Annotated in this window: 22 protein-coding genes; 9 read left to right on the forward strand and 13 right to left on the reverse strand. The window is 68.1% G+C overall.

Going from position 1 to position 24,616, the window contains the following annotated elements:
• Positions 1–122 precede the first annotated feature (122 nt).
• The 8 genes from C7R54_RS10825 to C7R54_RS10860 are packed head-to-tail and all read right to left on the reverse strand — an operon-like array spanning position 123 to position 8,188.
• The gene (locus C7R54_RS10825; protein ID WP_129150289.1) at positions 123–1,103 is read right to left on the reverse strand and encodes an ABC transporter ATP-binding protein; all 981 of its coding nucleotides are present in this window, start codon (positions 1,101–1,103) and stop codon (positions 123–125) included.
• Positions 1,100–2,179: an ABC transporter ATP-binding protein gene (locus tag C7R54_RS10830; RefSeq protein ID WP_129150497.1), complete on the reverse strand. Its 1,080-nt coding sequence runs from the start codon at positions 2,177–2,179 to the stop codon at positions 1,100–1,102. The genes C7R54_RS10825 and C7R54_RS10830 overlap by 4 nt, the downstream gene beginning before the upstream one ends.
• Entirely contained in the window at positions 2,179–3,069 is an 891-nt protein-coding gene (locus C7R54_RS10835; protein ID WP_129150291.1) for an ABC transporter permease, read from the reverse strand. The genes C7R54_RS10830 and C7R54_RS10835 overlap by 1 nt, the downstream gene beginning before the upstream one ends.
• A complete protein-coding gene (locus tag C7R54_RS10840) occupies positions 3,066–4,007 on the reverse strand; it encodes an ABC transporter permease (RefSeq protein WP_129150293.1) in 942 nt (313 codons plus the stop codon). The genes C7R54_RS10835 and C7R54_RS10840 overlap by 4 nt, the downstream gene beginning before the upstream one ends.
• A gap of 18 nt (positions 4,008–4,025) precedes the next feature.
• Positions 4,026–5,264 carry an NAD(P)/FAD-dependent oxidoreductase gene (locus C7R54_RS10845; protein WP_129150295.1) on the reverse strand — a complete coding sequence of 413 codons (1,239 nt, stop codon included), beginning with the start codon at positions 5,262–5,264 and terminating at the stop codon, positions 4,026–4,028.
• Positions 5,261–6,676: an NAD(P)/FAD-dependent oxidoreductase gene (locus tag C7R54_RS10850; RefSeq protein WP_129150297.1), complete on the reverse strand. Its 1,416-nt coding sequence runs from the start codon at positions 6,674–6,676 to the stop codon at positions 5,261–5,263. Before C7R54_RS10850 ends, C7R54_RS10845 begins: the two co-directional genes overlap by 4 nt.
• Positions 6,673–6,969, reverse strand: coding sequence for a (2Fe-2S)-binding protein (locus C7R54_RS10855; RefSeq protein ID WP_129150498.1), 297 nt, complete (start codon positions 6,967–6,969; stop codon positions 6,673–6,675). Before C7R54_RS10855 ends, C7R54_RS10850 begins: the two co-directional genes overlap by 4 nt.
• On the reverse strand, positions 6,950–8,188 hold the full coding sequence (locus C7R54_RS10860) for an NAD(P)/FAD-dependent oxidoreductase (protein ID WP_129150299.1): 1,239 nt from the start codon (positions 8,186–8,188) through the stop codon (positions 6,950–6,952). The genes C7R54_RS10855 and C7R54_RS10860 overlap by 20 nt, the downstream gene beginning before the upstream one ends.
• Positions 8,189–8,343: 155 nt before the next feature.
• On the opposite strand from C7R54_RS10860, the gene C7R54_RS10865 reads away from it, so the two are divergent.
• The gene (locus C7R54_RS10865) at positions 8,344–9,252 is read left to right on the forward strand and encodes a LysR substrate-binding domain-containing protein (RefSeq protein ID WP_129150301.1); all 909 of its coding nucleotides are present in this window, start codon (positions 8,344–8,346) and stop codon (positions 9,250–9,252) included.
• A 43-nt stretch (positions 9,253–9,295) separates the two neighbouring features.
• Here the strand turns inward: C7R54_RS10865 and C7R54_RS10870 are convergent, their stop codons facing one another.
• Positions 9,296–10,855 carry an ABC transporter substrate-binding protein gene (locus tag C7R54_RS10870; RefSeq protein WP_192903633.1) on the reverse strand — a complete coding sequence of 520 codons (1,560 nt, stop codon included), beginning with the start codon at positions 10,853–10,855 and terminating at the stop codon, positions 9,296–9,298.
• Positions 10,856–11,084: 229 nt separating this feature from the next.
• Positions 11,085–12,011: a LysR family transcriptional regulator gene (locus tag C7R54_RS10875; protein ID WP_129150303.1), complete on the reverse strand. Its 927-nt coding sequence runs from the start codon at positions 12,009–12,011 to the stop codon at positions 11,085–11,087.
• Positions 12,012–12,220: 209 nt separating this feature from the next.
• On the opposite strand from C7R54_RS10875, the gene C7R54_RS10880 reads away from it, so the two are divergent.
• From C7R54_RS10880 to C7R54_RS10900, 5 genes are all read left to right on the forward strand, one after another.
• Positions 12,221–13,660, forward strand: a complete 1,440-nt coding sequence (locus C7R54_RS10880) for a D-serine ammonia-lyase (RefSeq protein ID WP_129150305.1) — start codon at positions 12,221–12,223, stop codon at positions 13,658–13,660.
• A 40-nt stretch (positions 13,661–13,700) separates the two neighbouring features.
• Positions 13,701–14,681, forward strand: coding sequence for a Bug family tripartite tricarboxylate transporter substrate binding protein (locus C7R54_RS10885; RefSeq protein ID WP_129150307.1), 981 nt, complete (start codon positions 13,701–13,703; stop codon positions 14,679–14,681).
• Between the two features lie 61 nt (positions 14,682–14,742).
• Positions 14,743–16,266 carry an amidase gene (locus C7R54_RS10890; protein WP_129150308.1) on the forward strand — a complete coding sequence of 508 codons (1,524 nt, stop codon included), beginning with the start codon at positions 14,743–14,745 and terminating at the stop codon, positions 16,264–16,266.
• 29 nt (positions 16,267–16,295) lie between these two features.
• Complete coding sequence (locus C7R54_RS10895) at positions 16,296–17,531, forward strand: NAD(P)/FAD-dependent oxidoreductase (RefSeq protein WP_129150310.1); 1,236 nt, start codon at positions 16,296–16,298, stop codon at positions 17,529–17,531.
• 232 nt (positions 17,532–17,763) lie between these two features.
• The gene (locus tag C7R54_RS10900; RefSeq protein ID WP_129150312.1) at positions 17,764–17,949 is read left to right on the forward strand and encodes a hypothetical protein; all 186 of its coding nucleotides are present in this window, start codon (positions 17,764–17,766) and stop codon (positions 17,947–17,949) included.
• A 4-nt stretch (positions 17,950–17,953) separates the two neighbouring features.
• On the opposite strand, the gene C7R54_RS10905 is transcribed toward C7R54_RS10900, so the two are convergent.
• On the reverse strand, positions 17,954–19,618 hold the full coding sequence (locus C7R54_RS10905) for a thiamine pyrophosphate-binding protein (protein ID WP_129150314.1): 1,665 nt from the start codon (positions 19,616–19,618) through the stop codon (positions 17,954–17,956).
• 343 nt (positions 19,619–19,961) lie between these two features.
• On the opposite strand from C7R54_RS10905, the gene C7R54_RS10910 reads away from it, so the two are divergent.
• On the forward strand, positions 19,962–20,699 hold the full coding sequence (locus C7R54_RS10910) for a GntR family transcriptional regulator (protein ID WP_129150316.1): 738 nt from the start codon (positions 19,962–19,964) through the stop codon (positions 20,697–20,699).
• A 43-nt stretch (positions 20,700–20,742) separates the two neighbouring features.
• Positions 20,743–21,978, forward strand: a complete 1,236-nt coding sequence (locus tag C7R54_RS10915) for a pyridoxal phosphate-dependent aminotransferase (RefSeq protein ID WP_129150318.1) — start codon at positions 20,743–20,745, stop codon at positions 21,976–21,978.
• A 78-nt stretch (positions 21,979–22,056) separates the two neighbouring features.
• Here the strand turns inward: C7R54_RS10915 and C7R54_RS10920 are convergent, their stop codons facing one another.
• Positions 22,057–23,064, reverse strand: coding sequence for a tripartite tricarboxylate transporter substrate binding protein (locus C7R54_RS10920; protein WP_129150320.1), 1,008 nt, complete (start codon positions 23,062–23,064; stop codon positions 22,057–22,059).
• Between the two features lie 114 nt (positions 23,065–23,178).
• Entirely contained in the window at positions 23,179–23,679 is a 501-nt protein-coding gene (locus C7R54_RS10925) for an amidohydrolase family protein (RefSeq protein ID WP_240039469.1), read from the reverse strand.
• A 226-nt stretch (positions 23,680–23,905) separates the two neighbouring features.
• On the opposite strand from C7R54_RS10925, the gene C7R54_RS10930 reads away from it, so the two are divergent.
• Positions 23,906–24,565, forward strand: coding sequence for a LysE family translocator (locus C7R54_RS10930; RefSeq protein WP_129150324.1), 660 nt, complete (start codon positions 23,906–23,908; stop codon positions 24,563–24,565).
• Positions 24,566–24,616 lie beyond the last annotated feature (51 nt).

Raw genomic sequence — 24,616 nt, forward strand, 5'->3', positions numbered from 1 at the left:
CGTTGAAAGCGGCGCCGTTTGCGTGCTTCGCAATGGGTGCGGGGTAAGGGAAAATCCTAGGCGGTGGCGGCCTGGCGGCGGACTGCCTTGGTCGACGTCTTTTGATGCAACGCTGTCGCGGCCTAACCCCGGACAGGCCCCAAGGGATGAAAACACGCCGCGGCCCCAAGCCCGGCTTGCGCCGACAACGCCGGCACGCCAGCCTTGCAATCCGCCTGCGCATACGCGCAACGCGGATGAAAAGCACAACCCGGAGGCAGGTTGGTGGGCGAGGGGATCTCGCCCTGGATCTTGGCCAGCGCGATACGCGCCTTGGGATCCGGCACGGGCGAGGAATCCCGCAACACGCGGCTATAGGGATGTCGCGGTGCGTCCAGTACCTGCCGCGTCGGCCCGGTTTCGATGATGCGCCCCAGATACATCACGCTGACCGTGTCGCAGAAATGCCGGATGACGCCCAGATCATGCGACACGAACACGAACGACAAGCCGCGCTCGCGTTTCAGGCGGTCCAGCAGTTGCAGGATTTGCGCCTGTACCGACACATCCAGCGCCGATACAGGCTCGTCGGCGACGATCAGCTGCGGATCGAGCACCAGCGCGCGGGCGATTCCTATACGCTGCCGCTGGCCACCCGAGAATTCATGCGGGTACTTCTCCAGCGCGGACACGGGTAGTCCTACTTCCTGGATGGTCTGCGTGATCTTCGCCTCGATGGCGGAGGCATCGCCGACACCATGGACGAACAAGGGCTCCGCCAGGGTCTGCCGTATGGTCCGGCGCGGATTCAAGGATGCATAGGGATCCTGGAAAATGATCTGGACGCGCTGCCGCAAGGTCCGCAGCTGCGCTGCGCCCGCGCTGCGCATATCCTGGCCGTCGAAAACGATGCTGCCTTCGTCCGCCTCGATCAGGCGCAGCAGCATGCGGGCGACGGTGGATTTGCCGCAGCCGGATTCCCCCACCAGCCCGAGCGACTGCCCTCGTCCGACGTCGAAGGACACGTCGTTGACGGCGTGCACGGTCTTCTTCGCGCCGCCCAGCCAGCCGCCGCCGCTATGGAAGCGCTTGACGAGATGGCGGACTTGCAACAACTGGCTCATGCTTGCACCTTGGAATCGGACGGTCCCGTCATTGGGGAACGCGATGTCGAGGCAGGCGCCCGCACCAGGCACCGCACTCCATGCTCGCCCCCAATATCGTTCAATGCCGGACGGCTGGCCTCGCAGGCCGCCTGCCGCAGCGGGCAGCGCGGCGCATAGGCGCATCCGGGCGGTATGGCGGTGATCGCGGGTACGCTGCCGGCGATCGGATCCAGCGATTCCGCATCGGTGTCCACGCGCGGCATCGCGCGCAACAACGCTTCGGTATAGGGATGCGTCGGATAGGCGAACAAGGTGTCGACATCGGCCGTCTCGACCACTTCGCCGGCATACATCACCGCCACCCGGTCGGCAATCTGCGCCACCACGCCCAGGTTGTGCGTGATGAACACCACCGCCATGCCACGCGCCGTCTTCAGGTCCGCCAACAGGCTCAGGATCTGCGCCTGGATGGTCACGTCCAGCGCCGTGGTCGGCTCGTCCGCCAGCAGCACCTTGGGCTTGCAGGCCAAGGCCATGGCGATCATCACGCGCTGGCGCATGCCGCCGGAAAATTGATGCGGATAGTCGTCGTAGCGGCTGGCCGCGGCGGGTATCTTCACTTCCTCCAAGGCCTGCAAGGCTTCCGCCCGGGCCTCTTTCCACGACACGTCGCGATGCTGGCGTATCGCCTCGGCGATCTGCTCGCCTACCCGCATGGTCGGGTTCAGGGACGTCATGGGTTCCTGGAAAATCATCGCCATCGCGTCGCCCCGCAGGCGCGACATCTCCTTTTCCGGCAAGGTCGCCAGGTCGCGGCCTTCCAGCAGGATCCGGCCGCCGGCGTGGCGGGCGCCGGTCGCGGGCAGCAGGCGCAGGATGGACAGGGCGGTGACGCTCTTGCCGCTGCCCGATTCGCCGACGACGGCCAGGGTTTCGTTGCGCCTGACGCTCAAGGAGACATCCCGCACCGCCGCATGCCAGGCGCCGCCGATACGGAATTCGGTGCGCAGGTCGCGCAGTTCGAGCACGGCGCCTGCGGTATCGGCGGGCGCCCGCCCATCCTTCGCGCCGGCCTTCAGGATCGTTTCCTTCATCATGAATGCTCCGACCGCAGCTTGGGATCGATCGCGTCGCGCAGCGCATCACCCAGCAGATTCAAGGCCAGCACCGTCAGCAGGATCGCAATGCTGGGAAACACCGTCAGCCACCAGGCATCCAGGATGTTCTCGAAGCCCTCGCGTATCATGGCGCCCCACGTGGCGGCGGGGGGCGGCACGCCCAGGCCGATGAAGCTCAAGGACGCCTCGGTACGGATGGCCGACGCCATCCACAAGGAGCCCAGCACCACCACGTCCGAAATCATGTTGGGCAGGATATGCACGCCCATCAGGCGGAAGGGACCGAATCCCAAGGCCCGGCCGGCTTCGACGAAATCACGCTGTTTCAAGGCGATGGTCGGCGCCCGCGCCACCCGCACGAAAGGCGCGATTTCCGTAATGGCGATGGCGACGATCAGGTTCTCCAGGCTGGCGCCCAGCATCGCCGCGACCATCAGGCCCAGCAGCAGGGTAGGGAAGGACAGCAGGACGTCTACCAGTCCCATGATGAACTGGTCCAGCAGCCCGCCCACATAGCCCGCCAGGATGCCCAGGGACGCCCCGATGCTCATGGCGATGAGGATGGCGACGAAGCCGACCAGCAGCGACACGCGGGCGCCGTAGATCAGCCGCGACAGCACGTCCCGGCCATAGCTGTCGGTGCCCAGCCAGTAGTCCGCCGAAGGCGGGTCCAGGCGGTAGGCGATGTTCTGCTGCAGCGGATCATGCGGCGCGATCCAGGGCGCGAACACCGCCACCAGGACGATGACCAGCAGCAGGCCGATGCCGACCCACGATAGCTTGTTGCGGCGCAAGGCCTGCCATAGCGCATTGGGCCTGCGCGACGCCGGGGCGCCGGCGGTGGCGGAAGAGGGAACGGCGCTCATTGGTATTTCACCCGGGGATCGACCCACCCGTACACCAGGTCGGTCAGCAGGTTGACGAAGATCACGCAGGTGGCGAAGACCACCATCAGCCCTTGCAGCAAGGTGTAGTCGCGCGTATTCAGCGCGCCCAGGATCAGCTTGCCCAGTCCCGGCCGGTTGAAGACGATCTCGGTCAGCACCGAGTTGCCGATCAGCGTGCCGAAGTAAAGCCCCACCACGGTGACGATGGGTATCAGCGCATTGCGCAAGCCATGACGCAACACCAGGCGCATGGGCCGCACGCCCTTGGCGCGGGCCGTGCGGACATAGTCCTCGCCCATCACGCCCAGCATGGACGAGCGGGTCACGCGCATGACGTAGGCGGTCATGATCAGGCCCAGGTTGAATGCGGGCAGGACCAGGGCGCGCAACTGGCTGGTCCAGTCGCCGGCGACGCTGCTGCCTATGACAGGAAACCAGCGCAGCTGGATGGCAAAGGCCAGCAACATCAGGATGCCGGAGACAAATGCCGGGAAAGACAATCCCGTCAGCGACAGCACACGTCCCAGATAATCGGGCCAGCCATTGCGGCGCAGGGCGGCCCAGGTGCCCAGCGGCAAGCCGAACAGTACCCCGATCAGGATGGACGCGGCGGTCAGCTGCAGCGTCCACGGCAGCACCAGGGCGACTTCCTGCAGGACCGTGCGGCCCGACGCCATGGACACGCCGAAGTTGCCGGACAGCATGTCACGCAGGAAATGCAGGTATTGAACCTGCATGGGCAGGTCCAGGCCCAGGCGAGTGCGCAGCGCGGCCAGGGCTTCGGCGCTGGCCTGGTCGCCCAGCATCACCGCCGCGGGGTCGCCGGGCACCAGGCGCACCAGGACGAAGACCGCCGTCAACATGGCCAGCAGGGTGGGTATGGCCAGCAGCAGTCGCTTGACCGCATAGCGCATCATGGTGGAGGTCTCCTGAAGCTAGAACACGGTCGGGTCGACCGGCGGCTTGGCGGCCGGCGCGGCGCCCGGCGTGCCCGGTGCCATCAGCCGTTCGGCCGTGAGGTTCTGGATGGGCCGGCGGGTGCCGCCCCGCAGGACGAAGTCCGCCAGGGTCGCGCCGACCACGGGCACCAGCTCGAAGCCATGTCCGGAAAATCCGAAAGCGTGAAACACGCCGGGCGCGTTGGGCGACGGGCCCACCACCGGCAGCAGGTCCTCCGTCTTGGCTTCCAGCCCGGCCCAGACACGGACGATGCGGATATTCGAGACCGACGGGAAGAGATCGGTCGCCGCATGCGCGCCCTTGGCGAGGACCTTCATGCGTGCGGTGGACGTTTCCTTGTCCAGGTCCGGGATGCCCTGCAGGCCGCCGCCGATCACCAGCGTACCCTGGTCGGACTGCTTGAAGGACAGCGACCGCCCCATGATCGCCACCACGGGCTTGATGAAAGGCCGCAGCCGTTCGCTGACCATCATCATCGACGATTTGGTCGCCAGGGGAATGTCGTCGCCCACCAGGGCGGCGATGCGGGCGGACCAGGCGCCCGCGGCATTGACCACTGCGGGCGCGATCCACGCGCGGCCGCCTTCGCCGACGACGCGCCAGTCCTGGCCTTGCCGTTCGATGGCCGTGACGCCGCAATGCTCGATCAGCTCCACGCCGGCCTGCAAGGCGCTGCGGCGGAAGGCGCGCAGGGCGCGATGGGGATCGGCGGCGCCGTCGCGGCGGGCGATGGATGCGCCCACGCAATGGTGGCTGAGGTCGGGCAGCAGGCGGCGCAATTCATCGGTGTCGATGATCTCCTCGTGCGTGTAGCCGTCGGCGCGCAGGCCGTTCACGCGGCCCTGGAGTTTTTCCAGGGCCGCGGGGCTTTCCGCCACGCAGATCTGGCCGTTGGCATGGAAACCGCAGTCATCGCCGACCAGCGACTCCATGGCATGCCACATGTCCATGGCTTCCAGCGACAGGTCCAGCTCGCGCCGGTCGCGGTTCAGCGTGCGCACCCCCGCGGCGGTAGCGCCGGATGCGTGACGCCCCACCCAATGTTTTTCCACCACCACCACGCGGCCGCCGCCGCGCGCGATGTGCAGCGCGGCCGACAGGCCGTGCAGGCCGCCCCCGATGACGACGGCGTCGTAGACCGGCCGTGCCCCGGCGGCTTCGCCGGAGGCCTTGTTGCTGACCTTGCTGCCGAGGTTGTTGGAGATGCCGCTCATTTCGCCGCCGCTCCCTTTATATCCTCCTCCAGGTCCAGGCTGGCCAGCTCCCCCAGCGTAAGCGGCTTCAAGGGCGGCCGCACGCGATAGAAGCCGACGTCCGCCACCGGACGCCGCTGCTTTTCAGCGAGGATGTGCGCGATGGTGTAGCCGCACTGCCGTCCCTGGCAAGGCCCCATGCCCGCGCGGGTAAAGGACTTGATCTGGTTGGGACCGGGCTGGCCCAGGTCCGCCGCCTTGCGGATATCGCCCGCCGTCAGCTCCTCGCAGCGGCAAACGATGGTGTCGTCGGCGGGAGAATAAATATTGGGACGCGGCGGATAGAGCGCGTCCAGCATGGGGCGCAGGCGCAGCATGTCCGCGAGGGACGCGCGCAGGGGCGCGGCGGCGGCGTCCGCCTTGGCGGCATCCAGGGCGCCGGCATCCAGGGCCATGCCCAGGGCGGCGATCTCGCCGCGCACGCAGGCGGCGGTGGCGCCGCCGATGCCGGCGCCGTCGCCCGCCACGTACAGGCCGGGGCGGCTGGTGCGGCCCCATTCGTTCAACACGGGGGCAAGGCAGGACTGCTGTTCGTTCCAGGCATGTTCGCACTCCAGCGCGCGCGTCATGTGGATGGACGGCACCACGCCTTCATGGACCAGCAGCACCTGCGCGTCGGCGCGCTGCTTGCCGCCGCCCGGCAGCGTGTATTCGATCTGTTGCAGGCGGCCGTCGCCCAGGGCGCGGAATTCCCGCACGCCCTTGATGCGGCGTACGCCGGCCGCACGCAGTTCGCGCAGCCAGCGCAGGCCCTTGCCGACCTCGCCGGCACGGCGCAGGGCGTCACCCAGGTAGGGCAAGGCGCGGCGCCAGGCGCCCGGCGGCGCGGTGTCCAGCCAGCCGGCGATCTTGCCGCCGGCGCGCAGCAGCTGCGCCATGTAGAGCAGCACCAAAGGCCCGCTGCCCGCTATCCAGACGGGCTGGGCCGGCACCTGGCGCGAGGTCTTCAAGAGGATCTGCGCCGCGCCTACGGTGAGCACCCCCGGCAGCGTCCAGCCAGGGAAGGGCATGGGCCGCTCCTGCGCGCCGGTGGCCAGCAACACCTGCCTGGCGCGCACGGCTTCGGCCTTGCCCGCGCGGGTCATGTAGACATGCCAGTCGGGTTCGATCTGCCACACCTGCGTGCCGGGCTCATAGACAGCGCCGCTGCGGCGAAAGGCTTCGGCCAGCGTGGCGCCGGCGCGATATTCGTCGCCCAGCAGCGCGCCGGTGGCCGTCGCGGCCACGGTTTCGACCGCGCGCCAGATCTGTCCGCCGGGCGCGGGCTGCTCGTCGACCACCAGCACGTCGCGGCCCAGGGCGCGCAGGCGGATGGCCGCGCTCATGCCGGCCGGGCCGGCGCCCACGATCAAGGCATCGAATTCACGGATCATGGCTGCACGCTCCGCTTGCCGTACTGGCGTTGGACCCGCATGCCATCCCGCACGGTGACCAGGCAGGTCTGGGTCGAGGCCACGCCGTCGACGATGGCCAGGCAGTCGAAGCACACGCCCATCATGCAATAAGGCGCGCGGGGGCTCTCCTGGACCGGCGTGGTGCGCGATGCCGCGGCGTCCTGGCGCAGCAGGACGGCGGCGACCGTCTCGCCGGGTTCGGCGACGGCCGGCTGGCCGTCGATATAGACCGTCAGCGCCTGCGCGCCGGGTTCATGCAGCTTGCGAAACATCGAAGCGCTCATGGTTGAAGGCATCCAAGAATGAAGACCAGGCCGCGAGGTCGGCCGTGGCGGTGGAAGACGGGTGTTGCGCGCCGGCAGCGGCGGCGATCGCCGCGCCAGCACGCCGCCGTGGCAGGCGATCGGAAAAGGAGAGCGGCAGGCCGCCGCCATCAATGGCCTGCGCCAGGGGCCCCGCGTGAAAGGAGGCCAGCGTGACGCCGGAGTGGCACAGCGCGGTCCAGGCGCCCGGCTGGGTGGCGGATTCGGCATAGACGGGGCAGCCGTCCTGCGTCATGACGCGCAGGCAGGACCACTGGCGCACCAGGCGTGCGCCCGCGAGATCGGGCAGCACGCACAGGGCCTTGCGGGCCATGCGGGTCGCGGCGACGGCGGTGGTGGTGATGTCGTATCCGACTTCTTCCTGCGTCAAGCCGACCAGCACGGTGCCGTCGCCGGTCTGGCGCACGCCGCTGGCCGGCACGGGCAGCATGGGCGCGAGGCGTTCGGTGACCAGCACTTGCCCGCGCTGCGGGCGCAAGCGGATGTCCAGGCCCACCATGGGATTGAGGTCGTTGGATCCCAGGCCGGCCGTGACGATGACGCGGCCGGCGCGATAGCGGTCCTTGCCCGCGGAAACCGTGAAGCCGCCTCCCGGCGCCGGCGCGATGGCATCCACCCGATGCTGGCTGACCAGACGTCCTCCGCGGCCCTGGTAGGCCGATTGCAATGCGGCCAGCAGCCGCAGCGGATTGACGTGGCCGTCGGTGGCGCCGAAGCTGCCGCCCGATACGTCATCGCCCAGGCGCAGTCCGGGAAAACGTCGCAGCAGGGCGCCGCGGTCCAGCATCTCGACGCAGGACGGGCGCTCGGGCGTATTGCCTTCCCACGCGCGCATGCGCCTCGCGCGGTCCTCCCATTCCGCCTCCCCGAGGCAGAAGTGCAGGCCGCCACGGCTTTCGTATTGCAGGTCGATGCCGCTTTCCCGTTGCAGCTCGGCGGCGAAGGCCGGCCACAAGGTCGCGGCCTCGTGCGACAGGCGCTGGTAGTGGACATTGCCATAGCCCTTGCCCTGTACCCACACCAGGCCGAAGTTGGCCTTGGCCGCGCGGAAATCGGTATCCGCGCCGTCCAGCATGAGCACGCGGCGGCCCCGGCCCGCCAGGCCCATGGCGATGGCGGAGCCCACCATGCCGGCGCCGGCGACGATGTAGTCGTAGTCCTGGGTCATCGGGCGTCTCCTGGCTGTGCATGGTGGACGTGGGGGCGACGACCGTGACACGGCGCCGGAACCGGCGGCATGGCTCCCCAGCCGTGCCGGGATAGGCTATAACCCATGCTGCCCCGCAAGCGTGGGGCATTCGAAAAGGTTATACAGGGAGCGGCATGGCGCAAACACTCAATCTGCGGCAGATCGAGGCCTTCAAGGCCGTCATCGAGCACGGTACCGTCAGCCAGGCCGCCGCCGTGCTGGGCGTCACGCAGCCGGCGGTCAGCAAGCTGCTGGCGCACCTGGAAGCCGATACCGGCCTCAGCCTGTTCGACCGGGTGCGCGGCAAGCTGGCGGCCACCACGCACGGCATGCGCCTGTACGAGGAAGTCGACCGGATCTTCGCCGGCTTGCGCCAGGTGGAGCAGGCGGTGGAGTCCATACGCCGCGACGAGCAGCGCACGCTGATCGTCGGCGTGCTGCCGGCCCTGTCGGGTTCCTTCATCCGCCGCGCGACGATGAACTTCCTGCGCCATCATCCCGACGTGCGCATGAACATCCAATGCCGTGGTTCGCATCTCCTGGCGGACTGGCTGGCGACGCGGCAGATCGACGTGGCGCTGGTGGGCAGCCGGGTCGACAATCCCTATATCGACCGTGAACCGATGTTCCAGCATCCCTTGATGTGCGCCTTGCCTGTCAATCATGAGCTGGCCCGCAAGCGCGTGCTGCGGCCGCGCGACCTGGACGGGCTGCCCTTCATCGGCTTCAGCGCCGAAAGCCAGACCCACGGGCTGGCGCAGGCCGCCTTCCAACGGGCGGGCGCCAGGCTGAATGTGGTGCTTGAAACCAGCACCTCGCCGACGGCGTGCGAGTTCGTCGCCGCGGGGTTGGGTGTGTCGTTGATTCATCCGCTCTTCGCCGATGGGTTTCAGAATCGCCTGGTGCTCAGGCGCTTCGATCCGGAAATGCAATTCCACTTCCAGTTGTGCCGGGTCCAGGCTTCACGCAACGACAGCCTGGTCGAGACCTTTGTGCAAGAGGCCCGCGCGGTGGCGGCGCAGGTATCTCGCGAATTGCGCTGATCCGGCGGGCCTTGGCGCGGGACCGGCCGGGGGACTGTCCGGGTCAACGCTTGACCGTCGTCTTCTCCGTGATGGGCGGCTGCAGGTTCAGCGCGCCCTTCAGGTCGTAGCCGTAGGTCACGCCGTCGCCGTGCGCCCAGACCTGTTTCAGGCCGAATAGCGGGATGGCGCAGACGTCGTCGTGGATCTTGACCTGCGCATCCTTCCACAGGGCCAGCTGTTTGGTCGCATCCGGCTCCACGCGCGCCGCGCGGATATCGGTGTCGGCAATACTGCAGTGCGAAAAATTGGACATGGCGGCCGGCGCGCCGATGGCGGAGGCCGAGTCGTAGAACTCGGTCAGGTAGTTGTCGGCGTTGGGAAAGCGCGCCGCGCCGTAGAAGACGAGGGCGCTCAGGTCCTGCCGGCTCTTGGCCTGGTAGGTGGCATGGTCCACCACCTCCATGTTCAGCTTGATCCCGGCCTTGGCCAACTGGGCCTGGACGATTTCCATGATGGGAAGCTGCGCCGAAATGTTGGACACCACGGACTTGATCTCGATGCCGTTCGGGTAGCCGGCCTCGGCCAGCAGCTGCCTGGCCTTGGCGACGTCGTACTTATAGGCGCCGGCGCTGCAATCTTCGCCCAGGTAGCCGTTGGGTACGACCGAACAGCCTTTCTGCGCCACGTCCTTGCCGGCGTAGCGGACGATTTCATCGACGTCCACGGCGGACGCGATGGCCAGCCGTACCTTGGGATTGTCCAGCGGCTTGACCGTGCGGTTCAGGTGCAGCGTGCGGAATTCCGCGGGATCGAAGATATCGACCTTCATCCCGCGCTTGCTCGACCGCTCCACCCACCGCTGCTCGCGCTTGCCCTGCATGACGTCGATCTCGCCCGACGTGAATGCGAGCTCGCGCGCGCTGTCCGACGGGATCATGCGGTAGACGATGGCGGCCAGCTGCGGCTTGCCGCGGAAGTAGTTGTCGTGGGCGACCAGCTTGACGTACTGCTGGGTGACGTGCTCGCCAAAGGCGAATGGGCCCGTGCCCACCGGCGCGGCGCCGAACTTGTCGCCCAGCTTTTCCGCTGCCTTCTTGCTGACGATGTTGCCGCCATGGTAATTGGAGACCCGGCCGAGGAAGGCGGCATCCGGGTATTTCAGGGTGATCTTCACCGTGTAGTCATCGACCGCCTCGACCTTGTCGAGCAGGTCGAAGTTGTTGGCGAAGCTGGACCGCTTGGGATCGGCGGCGCGCTGCAGCGAGTAGACGACGTCCTCGGCCTTCAACTCGCCGTACCCGGCGTGAAACTGCACGCCCTTGCGCAGGTGGAAGGTCCAGACCTTGCTATCCGGGGAGTGTTCCCAGGATGTGGCCAGGTCGGGTTCCAGGGCCTTGGGGTCGGCGCTGCCGGCGGGGAATCGGACCAGCGCGTCGAACATTTCCGAGGCGACGCCCTTGTCCACGGTCGACGTGGCGCGGTGCGGATCGAGCGTGGCGTTGTCGGCCGCGCCCGAGCTGACGCGCAGTTCGGGACGGTCGGCGGCCTGCGCCGGGACATGCATACAGGCGCCCGCCGCGAGCAGGGCGGCGGCGAGGACGGACAGGACTGGACGTTGCATTGATTCCCCCGATTTTTCGTGGTCGTGTGAACTCGCCGCGGTAGGGCGTCGATCGGACGATCGAAAATTAGAGGGTGGGGCGCATAGCGTCAAAGTACCTGGAGGCCTATTCCTATTCCTGAAGGTTATGGAGGGAATGCTGCAATGCAGGACAAGCCCGGGGCGGCGGCCGATGCGACGTCCCGAATAATGGTTAGTACCAATCCTCTGCTGTTACAAAAAAGCCTCCTCAGCGGACTCTTCTGCTGTCGGCCGCCGCGATTTCCTTTTTGAGGTGCGCGACGAAGGCCTTGCATGCCGCCGGCAAGGGCCGGCCGGCCAGGGTCTGGACCTCGAAATGCCGCTCGTTCATCTCGCGGTCCCGCAAGGGCACGCAAACCACCTCGCCGCGCCGCAGGCGGGCGCGGATGGCCAGTTCGCCGCAGAAGGCCACGCCGTCGGACTCCGCGGCGAAGGTGATCAGGGCATCGAGATGGCGGCTGGTGAACGCCGGCTCGTAGGACAGCTGCTGGCGGCTGCAACTGATTTCCAGCAACTGCCGCAGCGTGGACGCCCGGTCGGGCAAGGCCAGCGGGTAGGGCGCAAGCTGCGCCAACGACAACGTGCGCTTGCCCGCCAAGGGATGGCCGGGCGCCAGCACCGCCATGACCGGGGCGGGCGTGCGCAACTCCACCCGGATGTCGCGCTCCGACGTCAGGCTCAGCGTCAGGCCGATGTCCGCCTCGCCATCGCGGATGCGGCGCGGTATGTCGTGCTGGGATCCCGCCTCCAGCGAAAAACGGATGCCTGCGTATTCCCGGCGGAAGGACGCGATCAGCGACGGGACGAAGCCGAAGGCATAGCCCTCGGTGCTGACCAGTCGGATCAACCCCTGGCGCACGCCGCGCAAGGCCAGGATGTCGCTGCCCAGCCGCTCCATGTCCTGTCGGACCCGCTTGGCATGGGCGGCCAGCAGTTCCCCTGCGGCGTTCGGCACCATGCCGCGCGCGCGGCGCTCGAAGAGCAAGGTGTCCATTTCCCGTTCCAGGCGGGCGATCTGGCGGCTGACCGCCGATGGCGCGACCTCCAGGCGTTCGGCGGCCTCGGTGACCGAACCGCTGCGGACGACTTCGAGGAAATAGCGCAGGGCGGGGCTTTGCAACGTGGCAGGGATCATCGCGACGGCGTCGGTAAGGGCACTGGAAAGCGGAGCGGGAAAGCCGTCAGGGTATTCCCGGTATAGGCGCCGGCTCCTCTATGAGCATTGCCGTTTCGGCAACGATGGATTCTACCCGTTGATCTTGTAGCACGGCCCACGCATCCCTAGGATGGCAATCGGATTGCAGTTTCGTTGCAGCACATATTCATCCCATCCTGTCGCGACCCATGACGCTCCCCGCCACCGCACCTGTCCCTTCGTCCAGCGTCCAGCCAGGGCACGACGCGCCTGCCGAAGCCGAAGCCGTAACCCCCGCCGCGACGCTGGCCGCTTTGCGCCGCGCGCAACCCTGCCTGTGGTTGCGCCCCGCGCCGCCAGCCACCGGCAGCCTCGCCCCCGCCACCGTCCTGCCCACCGCCCACGCGTCCTTGCGTCCCGAGCAGGTCCTGCTGGCCCGTGCCCGTTTCGACCGCTACGCTCCGCTGCTGGCGGCATTGGCGCCGGAACTGGCCGGCAGCGGCGGCATCATCGAGTCGCCCTTGCTGCCCGCGCCCGCGTTGCGGCAGGCCTTGGGCCTGCACCCCGACGAGGGGCGGCTATACGTCAAGGCCGACCACGGCCTGGCGGTCGCGGGCTCGATCAAGGCGCGGGGAGGCATACATGAAGTCCTGCAATATGCGGAATCCCTGGCCACGCAAGAAGGCTTGCTGCGCCCTGGCGACGACTATCGCATGCTGGGCGGCGTGGCCGCGCGGGCCTGCTTCGCGCGTCATCGGATCGCCGTCGGTTCGACGGGCAACCTGGGCATGTCCATCGGCATCATCGCGTCCCTGCTGGGTTTCCAGGCGGAAGTGCACATGTCGGCGGACGCCAAGGCCTGGAAGAAAGCCAGGCTGCGTTCCCATGGCGTGAAGGTGATAGAGCATGCGGGCGACTATGAGCAGGCCGTGGCCGCCGGCCGCGCCGGCGCCGAGGCGGACCCCCACGCGTATTTCGTCGACGATGAGCGTTCGCCGGCATTGTTCGCCGGCTACGCGGCGGCGGCGCTGCATCTGCGCGACCAGCTGCGGGCCGACGGCATCGCCGTGGACGCGGACCATCCGCTTTTCGTCTACCTGCCTTGCGGCGTGGGCGGCGCCCCCGGCGGCATCGCGTACGGCCTGAAGATGCTGTTCGGCGACCACGTGCATTGCTTCTTCGCGGAGCCGGTGCAGTCGCCGTGCTTCCTGCTCGGCATGATGGCGCGCTGCGGACAGGCGCCGGGCTTGCCCGCGCTGCCGTCGGTCTACGACATCGGCCTGGAAAACCGCACGGAGGCCGACGGCCTGGCGGTTCCGCGCGCGTCGGAACTGGCCCTGGATGCCATGGTCACCCGCCTGGCGGGCATCTACACCGTCAGCGACGATCGTCTCCTCGCCGACCTGGCGCGGCTGCACGAGCACGAAGGCTTGCGGGTGGAGCCCTCGGCGGCCGCCGGTTTCGGCGGCCCGGCGTGGTTGTGCGGCACGCAGGCCGGCCAGGCCTACCTGCGCGGCCAGGGTTTGCAAGGCCGCATGGGCAAGGCCACCCACCTGGCCTGGACCACCGGCGGCCGCTTCGTCCCGCCGGAGGAGTTCGAGGGTTTCCTGCGCCGCGGAAAGGCCGTGCTCGCGGCCGGCGCCGCCTGAACCATCATTTCCCTTCCAACCAAAACACAACCCTGCCGCCATGAAACTACGAACCTTCTTCGCTGCCGCGGGTATCGCCGCCGCATGCTGCGCCGCCGTCCCCGCGTCCGCGGCGGACGCCTATCCGTCCAGGCCCATTACCCTGGTGGCGCCGTTCCCGCCGGGCGGAGCGACCGATGTGGTCGCGCGCGTGCTGGCCCAAGGCCTGACCCGGCAACTGGGCCAGACCGTGATTGTCGAGAACCGGGCCGGCGCGGGCACGGTGATCGGTGCGTCATACGTCGCCCGGGCGGCGCCCGACGGCTACACCTTGCTGACCAGCTCGGGAACGACGTTCACCATCAACCCGGTGGTGCGCCCCGACTTGCCCTATGACCCCATCAAGAGCTTCCAGCCGATCGGCATCGTCGCGCGGACGGGCCTGATCCTGATCGCCAATCCCAAGGTGCCGGTGCATGACATCGCGTCCTTCCTGGCCTATGCGAGAGACCCCGCCCATCCGTCGACACCGTATGGGTCCTTCGGCAGCGGCACGACGGCGAATTTCGTCGGCGAGGCGTTCGCGGCGGCGGCCGGAATCAAGCTGACGCATGTGCCGTACAAGGGCAGTTCGCCGGCGATGGCGGACCTGATCGGCGGCCAGATCCCCTTCGCCGTGGACACCGTGGCCGCGGCCTTGCCCCAGATCAAGAGCGGCAAGATCAAGGCGGTTGCCGTGTCCGCGCCGCGACGCTCCAGCTTCCTGCCCGACGTGCCCACGTTCGCGGACCAGGGCTATCCCGGTATCGCCATGGATACCTGGCTGATGGTGGCGGCGCCGCATGGCTTGCCGGCGGACATCCGGACGCGGCTGGAGAAGGCGCTGGCCGCCGTCGTGGCGGACCCGGAGGCACGCAAGAGCCTGGAGGCACAGGGCTTCGAGGTCGGGTTCCAGGATGCCGCCGCCGGCTCGGACCTGATTGCCAAGGAACTGCCGCGGATGCGGGAGATTGCGCGGCAGGCCAATATCAAGGTGGAATAGCATCGCCCGGCAACCCCATGACCCCATAACCCCATAACCCCATAACCTGGACGAGACAGCCATGCACGATGCAAGCTCCCTGGTTTCCCTGGATGCGGTAGAACTGCGGCGGATGATAGGTGCGCGACAGTTGTCGCCGGTCGAGCTGCTCGATGCCTGCATCGAGCGGATCGAGCAGATCAACCCTTACGTCAACGCGATCACGGCGACCGCCTTCGACCGCGCCCGCGCCGAAGCGCGCGCCGCCGAACAGGCCGTCATGCGCGGCGACGCCCTGGGCCTGCTGCATGGCCTGCCGCTGGGGGTCAAGGACCTGGAACCGACGGCGGGCCTCCTGACCACCTTTGGTTCGGCTATTTACCGCGGCAACGTGCCGGACGAGGACGTGGAGCTGGTGGCGCGCCTGCGCCGCGCAGGCGCCATCGTCACCGCCAAGACCAACGTGCCGGAAATGGGCGCCGGCGCGAACTCGCGCAACACCGTGTGGGGCGCCACCGGCAACCCCTTCAACCCCAACCTGAACGCGGGCGGCTCGTCCGGCGGGTCGGCCGCCGCCCTGGCCTGCGACATGCTGCCGGTCTGCACGGGCTCGGATACGGGCGGTTCGCTGCGCATTCCCGCCGCGAAGTGCGGCGTGGTCGGTTTCCGCCCATCGCCCGGCGTGGTGCCCAGCGTGCGCAAGCTGCTGGGCTGGACGCCCATCTCGGTGGTCGGCCCGATGGGACGCACGGTGGCGGACGCCTGCCTGCAACTGGCCGCCACCGCCGGCATGGACGCGGGCGACCCGTTGAGCTATCCGCTCGATCCCTTGTCCTTCCTGTCGCCCGGCAGGGCCGACCTCGGCCGGCTGCGCGTGGCCTATACCGAGGACTTTGGCGTCTGTGCCGTCGATCGGGGGATACGCGCCACGTTCCGCGAAAAGATCGCCGCCATGCGCCATCTGTTCGCCGCCTGCGACGAAGTGGCTTTCGAGATGGACGAAGCGCATCGCTGTTTCGACGTGCTGCGCGCGGAATCGTTCGTCGCCGGCATGCGCGCCGCCTATGAAAACGACCCGGCCAGCCTGGGGCCCAACACCCGCGTCAACTACGAAATGGGCGCGGCCATGAGCCTGAAGGACAGCGCCTGGGCGCAGGCCGCGCAGACCCGGCTGATCAAGCAGTTCCAGGATGTCTATGCCGGCTATGACCTGGTGCTGTCGCCGACCACGCCGGTTTCGCCTTTCCCGTGGACCACCCTCTATGCCGATGCCATCAATGGCGAAAAGCAGGAGAACTACTACCGTTGGCTGGCGTTGACCTATGTGATCACGCTGACCACGCATCCGGCAATTTCCTTGCCCTGCGGCCGCGACGGACAGGGCATGCCCTTCGGCCTGCAAGTGGTGGGCCGCTTCCGCGGGGACCACGAACTGCTGGCCGCCGCCCAGGCGCTGGAGCAGGCGTTCGCCGCCGTGCCCACGCTGGCGCGTCCGCGTCCCGACCTGTCCGCCCTGGCCAAGGCGGAGCCGGCATTGACGTCCATCGTCACGACGCCGCCCATCCTGGAAGGGCAGGGGCGCGGCGCGGCCACGTCGGCGGTTTGATACGGACCTCCGGCACGGCGAAAGGCATCATGACGCGCAACTTCGACATATTGGTATTGGGCGCCGGGATCGTCGGCGTCTCGGTCGCCGTGCATTTGCAGTCGCGCGGCCGCGCGGTGGCGCTGATCGACCGGCGCGGGCCGGGACAGGAAACCTCGCACGGCAACGGCGGCCTGATCCAGCGCGAGGGCGTGTACCCGTACGCCTTTCCCCGCAGCCTGCGCACGCTGATCAAGTACGCCGGCAACCGCGCGCCGGACGTGCGTTATCACGCCAGCGCGCTGCCGCGCGTCGCGCCGTTCCTGGCCCGTTACTGGAGGCATTCGGAGCCCGCGCGGCACGCCGCGATCGCCAGGCGCTACGCCACGCTGATCGAGCACTGCGTGGCCGAGCACCGCGCGCTGGCGCGGCTGGCGGGCGTGCCGGACATGATCCGTCCGTCGGGCTGGATCAAGGCCTTTCGCAACGCCGCTACGCAAGAGCGGGAGTTGCGGCAGTCGGAACAATGGCGGCGCGACTACGGCGTGGCCTACGAGGCCTACGACGCCGCCGGCCTGCGTGCGCTCGAGCCGCACCTGACAGGCCTGGCCGGCGCGCTGCGCTACGTCGATGCCGATACGGTGGGCGACCCGCGCGGACTGGCCCAGGCCTATGCCAGGTACTTCGAGTCCCTGGGCGGCCATATCATCCAGGGCGACGCGATGACGCTGGAATCGGGATGGCGCGTCGATACGGAAAGCGGTCCGGTGCAGGGCCGCGACGCCGTGGTCGCGATGGGCCCATGGTCCGGGGACCTGGCGCGAAAGCTGGGCTACAGGCTGCCGCTGGCGGTCAAGCGGGGCTATCACATGCATTACGCCGCGGGCCGGGGGGCGAGCCTGGCGCATCCCGTGCTGGATGCGGACAACGGTTTCCTGCTGGCGCCCATGGCGCAAGGCATCCGCCTGACCACCGGCGCGGAGTTCGCCATGCGCGATGCGCCCCGCACGCCGGCGCAACTGGACGCCGTCGAACCGCTGGCGCGCGCCATCTTCCCCTTGGCCGGACGGATGGACAGCTCAGCCTGGATGGGCGCGCGGCCTTGCACGCCGGACATGATGCCCATCATCGGGCGCGCGCCCGATCGTCCCCATCTGTGGTTCGCGTGCGGCCATGCGCATCATGGCCTGACGCTAGGGCCCGTGACGGGACGCCTGCTGGCGGAGATGATGACAGGCGGGGAACCTTTCGTGGATCCGGCACCTTTTGCGATGACGCGATTTTGACGGGAATGGCGCCGCTCGGCGGCACCTGGCGACGGCCGGCCGCGGGTTTTTCCGATTGTGCGGCAGGCCAATCTCACGTGTGACACTCGAGTACGACAAGACATCTCTTTTTGTCATCTTCTTATGTCATCTTCGGAAAAAATAAGGATATCGCCATAGGGTCGTTCGCAGCGCCAGCCAGCGGCGCTAGCATGACCCAACTTTCGATGAGTCATGCAATGAGCCACACGTTATGAGACATTCCTTTCTTGCTTCCCGCCTGCCCATGAGCCTGGCCGCGCAAGGCCTGGCGCGCGTGCGCCAGCATGCCTTGGCCGCTGAACGACGCCGTATCCGGGCCCCCCGGATGGACGTGTCGGTCGATCGCATGCTGGCCGTCTCGGCCGGCTACTTCTTCGCCGACGCCAAGACGCAGTGAACGCTCAGTTGGCCGGATAATCGCGCGCATGCGACTGCGCGCGCGGATCCAGCCGGCAATGCAGGATGGCGGGCTTGCCCGATGCCAGGGCCCGCTCGAACGCCGGCGCGAATTGCGCGGTGGTATCCACCCGTTCGCCGTGGCCGCCGAAGGCGATCGCCATCGCCGCGAAATCCGGATTGGCCAGGCGAGTGGCGACGACGCGCCCAGGGTAGTCCCGTTCCTGGTGCATGCGGATGGTGCCGTACTGGCCGTTGTCCACCACGACCACGACGATGGGCGCGTCATATTGAACGGCGGTGGCGAATTCCTGCCCGTTCATCAGGAAGCAACCGTCGCCCGCGAAGGCCACCACCACGCTGTCGGGCCGCTGGCGCTTGGCCATCACCGCGGCCGGAACGCCATAACCCATGGAGCCGCTGGTCGGCGCCAACTGCGTGCCGTAGCGGTGGAAGCGGTGATGGCGATGCAGCCAGCCCGCGTAGTTGCCGGCGCCGTTGCAGATGATGGCGTCCTTGGGCAGGCGGTCGCGCAGCCAGGTGATGACTTCCCCGTATTGGAACTCGCCAGGCAAGGCGCGCGCGGTGTCGGTCCAGGCGCGATATTCGGCATGCGCCGCTTGCGCGGTACCCGCCCAGGCCGGCGTTGCCGGCACGGCCAGGGCGTCCAGCGCGGCGGCGAATGCCTTGGGGCTGGCCTGGATGGCTAGCGTGGGCTGGTAGACGCGGCCCAGTTCCTCGGCGCCCGGATGCACATGCACCAGTTTCTGTCGCGGCACCGGCACGTCCAGCAGGGTGTAGGAAGAAGAAGGCATTTCCGAAAGACGGCCGCCCACCAGCAGGACCAGGTCGGCGTCGGCCACGCGCGCCTTGAGCCTGGCGTCGGGACCGATGCCGAGGTCGCCGGCGTAGTTGGGATGATCCGCGTCCATCAGCGAGGCGCGGCGGAAGGAGGTCGCCACGGGCAGTTGCGCCCGTTCGGCGTAGCGCGCGAAGGCCGTGCAGGCCGCCTCGTCCCAGCCCGAGCCGCCCAGGATGGCGATGGGCTTGCGAGCCTCGGCCAGCAGGGCGGACAGGCGCGCCAGGTCGGCAGGAGCGGGCCAGCCCCCGGCGGCTTCCACGCGCGGGGCGTCGGCCACGCGGCAGGTCTCGACCAGCATGTCCTCGGGCAAGGCGATCACCACCGGGCCCGGACGGCCCTGCATGGCGACGCGGAAGGCGCGCGCAACGAGCTCGGGCACGCGGGCCGCGCTGTCGATTTCCACCACCCACTTGGCGATGCCGCCGAAGAAGGCGCGGTAATCCACCTCCTGGAAGGCTTCGCGTTCCCGCATGGAGCGGTCCACCTGGCCGATGAAAAGAATCATCGGCGTGGAATCCTGCATGGCGATGTGCACGCCGTGGCTGGCATTGGTGGCGCCGGGGCCGCGTGTGACGAAACACACGCCGGGACGGCCGGTCAACTTGCCATAGGCCTCGGCCATGATCGCCGCGCCGCCCTCGTTGCGGCAGGAAATGACCTCGACGCCGCTGTCATAGAGGGCGTCGAGGGCGGCCAGGTAGCTTTCGCCGGGCACGCAGGTCAGGCGCTCCACGCCCTGGACGCGCAGTTGGTCGATAAGGACTTGGCCGCCGGTGCGTTCGGGCCAGGAGGAGGGGGCAACGGTCATGGATGGGCGTCTCGGAAGAGGACGGACGCGGCTGGGCGCCCGTGGCGTAGAAGGCCAAGAAGGTGCGATAGGAAAAAATGCCGGTCGGGAACCGGTCGAAAAAGCATAACACTTGACTGCATACACAACAAGCATCATCATCTGTATACAGATTCAAATACACGAGTCGCCAACTGGCGATGCGGCCGGATATCATGTACAACCCGCGGCGGGAAGGGCGGCTGGCTCCTGGGACCATTGCCAGGACCGGCTTCGCTTCACAAGGCGCGGTCCGTCCGGCGCGAAAGCCGGTCGTAAACCGGCCGTAAACCGGCCAAAAACAGGCGGCGATTGGTACATTTTCATGACAGCATCCTCCTCGGCCGTGCAGGCCAACACCTACGAACGCATCAAGGCGATGGCCACGACGTATCGCCTGCGTCCGGGCGAGCGCATCAATGAAGTGGAGCTGGCGCGCCAACTGGGCGTGTCGCGCACGCCGGTGCGCGAGGCCTTGGCGCGCGTCGCGGCCGAGGGTTTCCTGATCGCCACGCCGGCGCGCGGCTTCAGCGTGCGGGCGCTGGACGCGCAGCACCTGCTGGCGCTCTACGAGTACCGGGCGACGGTGGAGCTCGGCGTCGTGCGCCTCGTCTGCCAGCGCGCCAGCGACGAAGACCTGGCCGCCTTGCTGGCCTTCGCCGAGGAAAGCCGCGACGAACCCGAGACGGACGCCCAGGCCATCGGCCTGCTATGGCGCGACGAGGCCTTCCACGAGCGGCTGGCCACGCTGGCCGGGAACGCCGAGTTCCTGCGGTCGGTGCGCTCCATCAACGAGCGCATCCGCTTTGCCCGCTGGATGGACCTGCGGGCGCGCCGCGACCATACCCGCAACGACCATCCGGAGATCGTGCGCGCCTTGCAGCGCCGCGACCTGGAGCAGGTGCAGACCTTGATGGCGGCGCACATCGACCATCACCTGGACCACGTGATCGACCTGACCCGGCGCAGCTACGCCGAAATCTACATGGGCAATGCCTTGGCGGATTACGCCGAAGCGCGCCTGGCCGGCGAGATGACGCCGACCGAGCTGGACCCTGCCTGAACTCCCACCTGAATCGACTACCCACTTGAAGGCTATCGTCTCCATGTCCACTTCTGAAGTTTTTGCTCCCGCCACGCCGCTGCGCCGCGCCCAGCGCATCGCCAATATCGAGGTTTCGGAAATCCTGCGCATCGGCGCGCGCGCGGCGCAGCTCAAGCGCGAAGGCCGCGACGTGATCGTGCTGGGCGCGGGCGAGCCGGATTTCGACACGCCTGACAACGTCAAGGCCGCAGCCGTGCGCGCCATCGAGGCGGGCGACACCAAGTACACGCTGCTGGACGGCACGCTGGCGCTGAAGCAGGCCATCGTCGGCAAGTTCAAGCGTGAAAACGGCCTGACGTTCGGCGTCGACCAGATAACGGTGGGCGCCGGCGCCAAGCAGGTGCTGCACAACGCCTTGATGGCCACGCTGGACGATGGCGACGAAGTCATCGTCGTGACACCGTACTGGACGTCGTATGCCGACATGATCACGCTGGCCGGCGGCGTCACGGTGCAGGTGGCAGGGCGCGAGGAGAACGGCTTCCTGCTGGATCCCGCCGACCTGGAAGCCGCCATCACGCCGCGCACGCGCTGGCTGATGTTGAACTCGCCGTCCAACCCCTCGGGCGCGGCCTACGACGAGGCGCGCCTGCGCGCCATCGCCCAGGTGCTGCTGCGCCATCCGCATGTATGGCTGCTGTCGGACGATATCTACGAGCACCTGATCTATGACGGCTTCGAATTCAAGACCATGGCGCAGATCGAGCCGCGCCTGGCCGACCGCACGCTGACGGTCAACGGCCTGTCCAAGGCCTATGCGATGACGGGCTGGCGCCTGGGCTACGCCGGCGGCCCGCGCGAGCTGATCGCGGCCATGGCCGTGGTGCAGAGCCAGAGCACGTCCAATCCCTGCTCGATCTCGCAGGCCGCCGCCATCGAGGCGCTGAACGGCCCGCAGGACGTGCTGGAGGAGCGCCGCGCGTCCTTCCTGCGGCGCCGCGACCTGGTGGTCGACGCGCTCAATGCGACCGACGGCATCCGTTGCCGCCGGCCGGAAGGCGCGTTCTACACCTTCGCCAGCTGCGCCGGCGTGCTGGGCAAGACCACGCCCGACGGCAAGGTGCTGGAGACGGACGCGGACTTCTGCGCGTACCTGTTGAACTCGCACGACGTGGCCGTGGTGCCGGGCGGCATCTTCGGCCTGGCGCCGTATTTCCGCATCAGCTACGCCACATCCGAAGCGCAATTGAAGACGGCGATGACCCGCATCGCCGCGGCGGTCCAGGCCCTGCGCTGAGGGACGCGTGGCGCCGGCCTGTGATGGTCGGGGCCCGGGTTCGGGTCCGGACCTGCTGCTGCCGCTTCGGGCCCGGGTTCAATCCAGCTGCAGGTGCGCTTCGCTGGCAACCGTCTTCCATTTGTCGATCTCGGCGCGGCGAAAAGCGTCGAGTTCGGCCGGGGTCGAACCAACCAGCTCCGCGCCCATGTCCGTCAACTGCCTGGCCACGGCGGGTTCCTTCAGGACCTGGGCCAGGGCCAGCGAAAGCTGGTTGACGATGTCGGGCGGCGTCCCGGCGGGCGCGAACACCGCGTTCCATTCATAGGATGAGTAGCCCGGCACGCCGGCCTCGGCGATGGTGGGCAGGCCGGGGGCGGCGGCGGAGCGATGGTCGCCGCCGACCGCGATCGCGCGCAGCTTGCCGCTTTGCACATGCGGCCACGAGGACGCCATGCTGGCGAACATGACCGGTACCTGGCCCGACATGACGTCGACCATGGCGGGGCCGCCGCCCTTGTACGCGACGTGTTGCAGGTGCGTCTTCGCTTCCAGGTTGAACAGCTCGCCGGCCAGGTGCTGGGCCGAGCCCGGCCCGGACGATGCGAAATACACATGCTCGCCATCCGTGCGTTGTCCCTGCTGGATCAGGTCCCGCACCGTCCTGATGGGCGAGGACGGCGTCACCACCAGCACGTTGGGCACGCGCAGCAACAAGGACACGGGGGCGAAGTCGCGCAGGGTGTCGAACATCATCTTGCTGTGCAGCGCGGGATTCTGGCCGTGGTTGGATGCGTCGAGCATCGGGGTATAGCCGTCCGGCGCCGCCTTGGCCACCACCGCTCCGCCTATCATGCCGCCGGCGCCGCCGCGGTTCTCGATGATGACGGGTTTGCCGAGGATGGCGGCCAGGCGCGGACCGATGACCCGGGCCACGACGTCGACCGTGCCGCCGGGCGGATAGGTGACGACCAGGGTGATCGGGCGTTCGGGATAGGCGGCCGAGGCCGTCGCGGCGGTGGCCGCGATGGCCAATGCGGCCAGTCCGCGTCCCGAGCGGCGGGACAGTTGCTTGTATAGCGTCTTGAGTATCGTCTCGAATCGCATGGTTGTGTCTCCTGTAGTCATAGGTATGGTGGCTGACTGGCCGGCTGTGACGGTCGTGCCCGGGGATGCAACGCGACGGGCTTCCGGCGCGCGGCGCCACGCCTGATCATTGCGTTATCGGTCCATGTGGAAAAGCCGTGCCGGCGTGTCGACCAGGACGACCCGCCGGACCACGGGATCGTCGATCCAGTCGTCCAGCCAGCGCCGGGTGCCGGCGTAAGCGATATCGGGGTGTTCGGTGTGCGGCCAGTCGCTGCCCCAGACCAGGCGTTCGGGCGTGTAGGCGTCCAGCAAGCGGCGCGTTGCCTCCAGGCCTTGCGCCGCTGCCTGGCGGGGCGCCCAGTTGCGGTAGGCGCCGGACAACTTGACCCAGACGTGGCCGGTGACGGACTGCTCCACCAGGTATTGGAATCCGGGATCGGCCACGCCGAGCGCAGGGGCCGGTCGTCCGAAATGGTCGACAACGATCGCGCAATCCGTCCGCAGCAGGATGGGCAGGATTTCCGGCAGCCGCGCCGCCGGCAGGTGGACTTCCACATGCCAGCCCAGCGCCGCGATGCGCGCGAACAGGGCGCGCCACGGCAGGCTGTCCAGTTCGGGGGTGGGCCGGCCCATCAGGTTCAGCCGGATGCCGCACACACCGGCGTCCTCTGCGATGTCGAGGGTGGAGATGCGCTGCCCAGCTTCGATCTCAGCGCCATCTGGCCGGTACGATCGGTGCCCACGCTGGCGGACCTCTTCGCCAGCCTGGAACTCGGACCGCGGGCGACGCAGGGCGGCGGGTAAAATTGCCCACATCCTGGAAAACGCCTCCCGCCCGGGCTCGCGCCCGACAACACACATGACCACACTGGGACTGATACACCTGCCGCTGTTTGTCCTGTCCACCTTGCTGCTGAATGTGACGCCCGGCCCGGACACGGCCTATGTCGTCGGCCGCAGCCTGGCGCAGGGCAGGGCGGCGGGGCTGGTATCGAGTTTTGGCATTTCCGCCGGGTGCTGCGTCCATGTGCTGGCGGCGTCGCTGGGCCTGAGCGCCTTGCTGGCCACGTCGACGTATGCTTTCGCCGCCATCAAGTGCGTCGGCGCCGTCTACCTGGCCTACCTGGGGACGCGGATGATATGGGCGACGCGCGGGCGCAAGCCGCTGGCGGCTGCCATGCCCGCCGCCATGCCGGGACAGCGCGCGCGCTCCTATCGCAAGCTGTTTTTCCAGGGTTTCCTCACCAATGTCCTGAATCCCAAGGTCGCCGTGTTCTTCCTGTCGTTCTTTCCGCAGTTCGTCCAGCCCGATACCGCGCACCGGACGCTGGCCTTCCTGATGCTGGGCGGCATTTTCATCGTCATGTCGACGGTGTGGAACGGCATCGTCGCCTGGGTCTCCGCTGGCGTGTCGCGTGGCATTTCCGGCAATGCCGCGGTGAAGACCTGGGTGGACCGGGCTGTCGGTGCGCTATTCATCGGCGTGGCCGCGCGCATCGCCGCCACGCTGCGGTCCTGAGAACCGAATACCGGCGGGAAACCGAAGCTCCTGCGTCCCGCAGGTCTTGCG

Origin of the sequence: Achromobacter aloeverae (assembly GCF_004121055.1) — a bacterium.
GTDB lineage: Bacteria > Pseudomonadota > Gammaproteobacteria > Burkholderiales > Burkholderiaceae_B > Bordetella_C > Bordetella_C aloeverae.

Excerpts from the sequence above, each read along its gene's own strand:
- C7R54_RS10870 (WP_192903633.1), bottom strand. The coding sequence starts at position 10,855 with ATGCAACGTCCAGTCCTGTCCGTCCTCGCCGCCGCCCTGCTCGCGGCG.
- C7R54_RS10865 (WP_129150301.1), top strand. The coding sequence starts at position 8,344 with ATGGCGCAAACACTCAATCTGCGGCAGATCGAGGCCTTCAAGGCCGTC.
- C7R54_RS10855 (WP_129150498.1), bottom strand. The coding sequence starts at position 6,969 with ATGTTTCGCAAGCTGCATGAACCCGGCGCGCAGGCGCTGACGGTCTAT.
- C7R54_RS10915 (WP_129150318.1), top strand. The coding sequence starts at position 20,743 with ATGTCCACTTCTGAAGTTTTTGCTCCCGCCACGCCGCTGCGCCGCGCC.
- C7R54_RS10880 (WP_129150305.1), top strand. The coding sequence starts at position 12,221 with ATGACGCTCCCCGCCACCGCACCTGTCCCTTCGTCCAGCGTCCAGCCA.
- C7R54_RS10840 (WP_129150293.1), bottom strand. The coding sequence starts at position 4,007 with ATGATGCGCTATGCGGTCAAGCGACTGCTGCTGGCCATACCCACCCTG.
- C7R54_RS10925 (WP_240039469.1), bottom strand. The coding sequence starts at position 23,679 with ATGGGCCGGCCCACCCCCGAACTGGACAGCCTGCCGTGGCGCGCCCTG.
- C7R54_RS10905 (WP_129150314.1), bottom strand. The coding sequence starts at position 19,618 with ATGACCGTTGCCCCCTCCTCCTGGCCCGAACGCACCGGCGGCCAAGTC.
- C7R54_RS10890 (WP_129150308.1), top strand. The coding sequence starts at position 14,743 with ATGCACGATGCAAGCTCCCTGGTTTCCCTGGATGCGGTAGAACTGCGG.
- C7R54_RS10875 (WP_129150303.1), bottom strand. The coding sequence starts at position 12,011 with ATGATCCCTGCCACGTTGCAAAGCCCCGCCCTGCGCTATTTCCTCGAA.
- C7R54_RS10930 (WP_129150324.1), top strand. The coding sequence starts at position 23,906 with ATGACCACACTGGGACTGATACACCTGCCGCTGTTTGTCCTGTCCACC.
- C7R54_RS10920 (WP_129150320.1), bottom strand. The coding sequence starts at position 23,064 with ATGCGATTCGAGACGATACTCAAGACGCTATACAAGCAACTGTCCCGC.
- C7R54_RS10910 (WP_129150316.1), top strand. The coding sequence starts at position 19,962 with ATGACAGCATCCTCCTCGGCCGTGCAGGCCAACACCTACGAACGCATC.
- C7R54_RS10830 (WP_129150497.1), bottom strand. The coding sequence starts at position 2,179 with ATGAAGGAAACGATCCTGAAGGCCGGCGCGAAGGATGGGCGGGCGCCC.
- C7R54_RS10850 (WP_129150297.1), bottom strand. The coding sequence starts at position 6,676 with ATGATCCGTGAATTCGATGCCTTGATCGTGGGCGCCGGCCCGGCCGGC.
- C7R54_RS10860 (WP_129150299.1), bottom strand. The coding sequence starts at position 8,188 with ATGACCCAGGACTACGACTACATCGTCGCCGGCGCCGGCATGGTGGGC.
- C7R54_RS10825 (WP_129150289.1), bottom strand. The coding sequence starts at position 1,103 with ATGAGCCAGTTGTTGCAAGTCCGCCATCTCGTCAAGCGCTTCCATAGC.
- C7R54_RS10885 (WP_129150307.1), top strand. The coding sequence starts at position 13,701 with ATGAAACTACGAACCTTCTTCGCTGCCGCGGGTATCGCCGCCGCATGC.
- C7R54_RS10895 (WP_129150310.1), top strand. The coding sequence starts at position 16,296 with ATGACGCGCAACTTCGACATATTGGTATTGGGCGCCGGGATCGTCGGC.
- C7R54_RS10900 (WP_129150312.1), top strand. The coding sequence starts at position 17,764 with ATGAGACATTCCTTTCTTGCTTCCCGCCTGCCCATGAGCCTGGCCGCG.
- C7R54_RS10835 (WP_129150291.1), bottom strand. The coding sequence starts at position 3,069 with ATGAGCGCCGTTCCCTCTTCCGCCACCGCCGGCGCCCCGGCGTCGCGC.
- C7R54_RS10845 (WP_129150295.1), bottom strand. The coding sequence starts at position 5,264 with ATGAGCGGCATCTCCAACAACCTCGGCAGCAAGGTCAGCAACAAGGCC.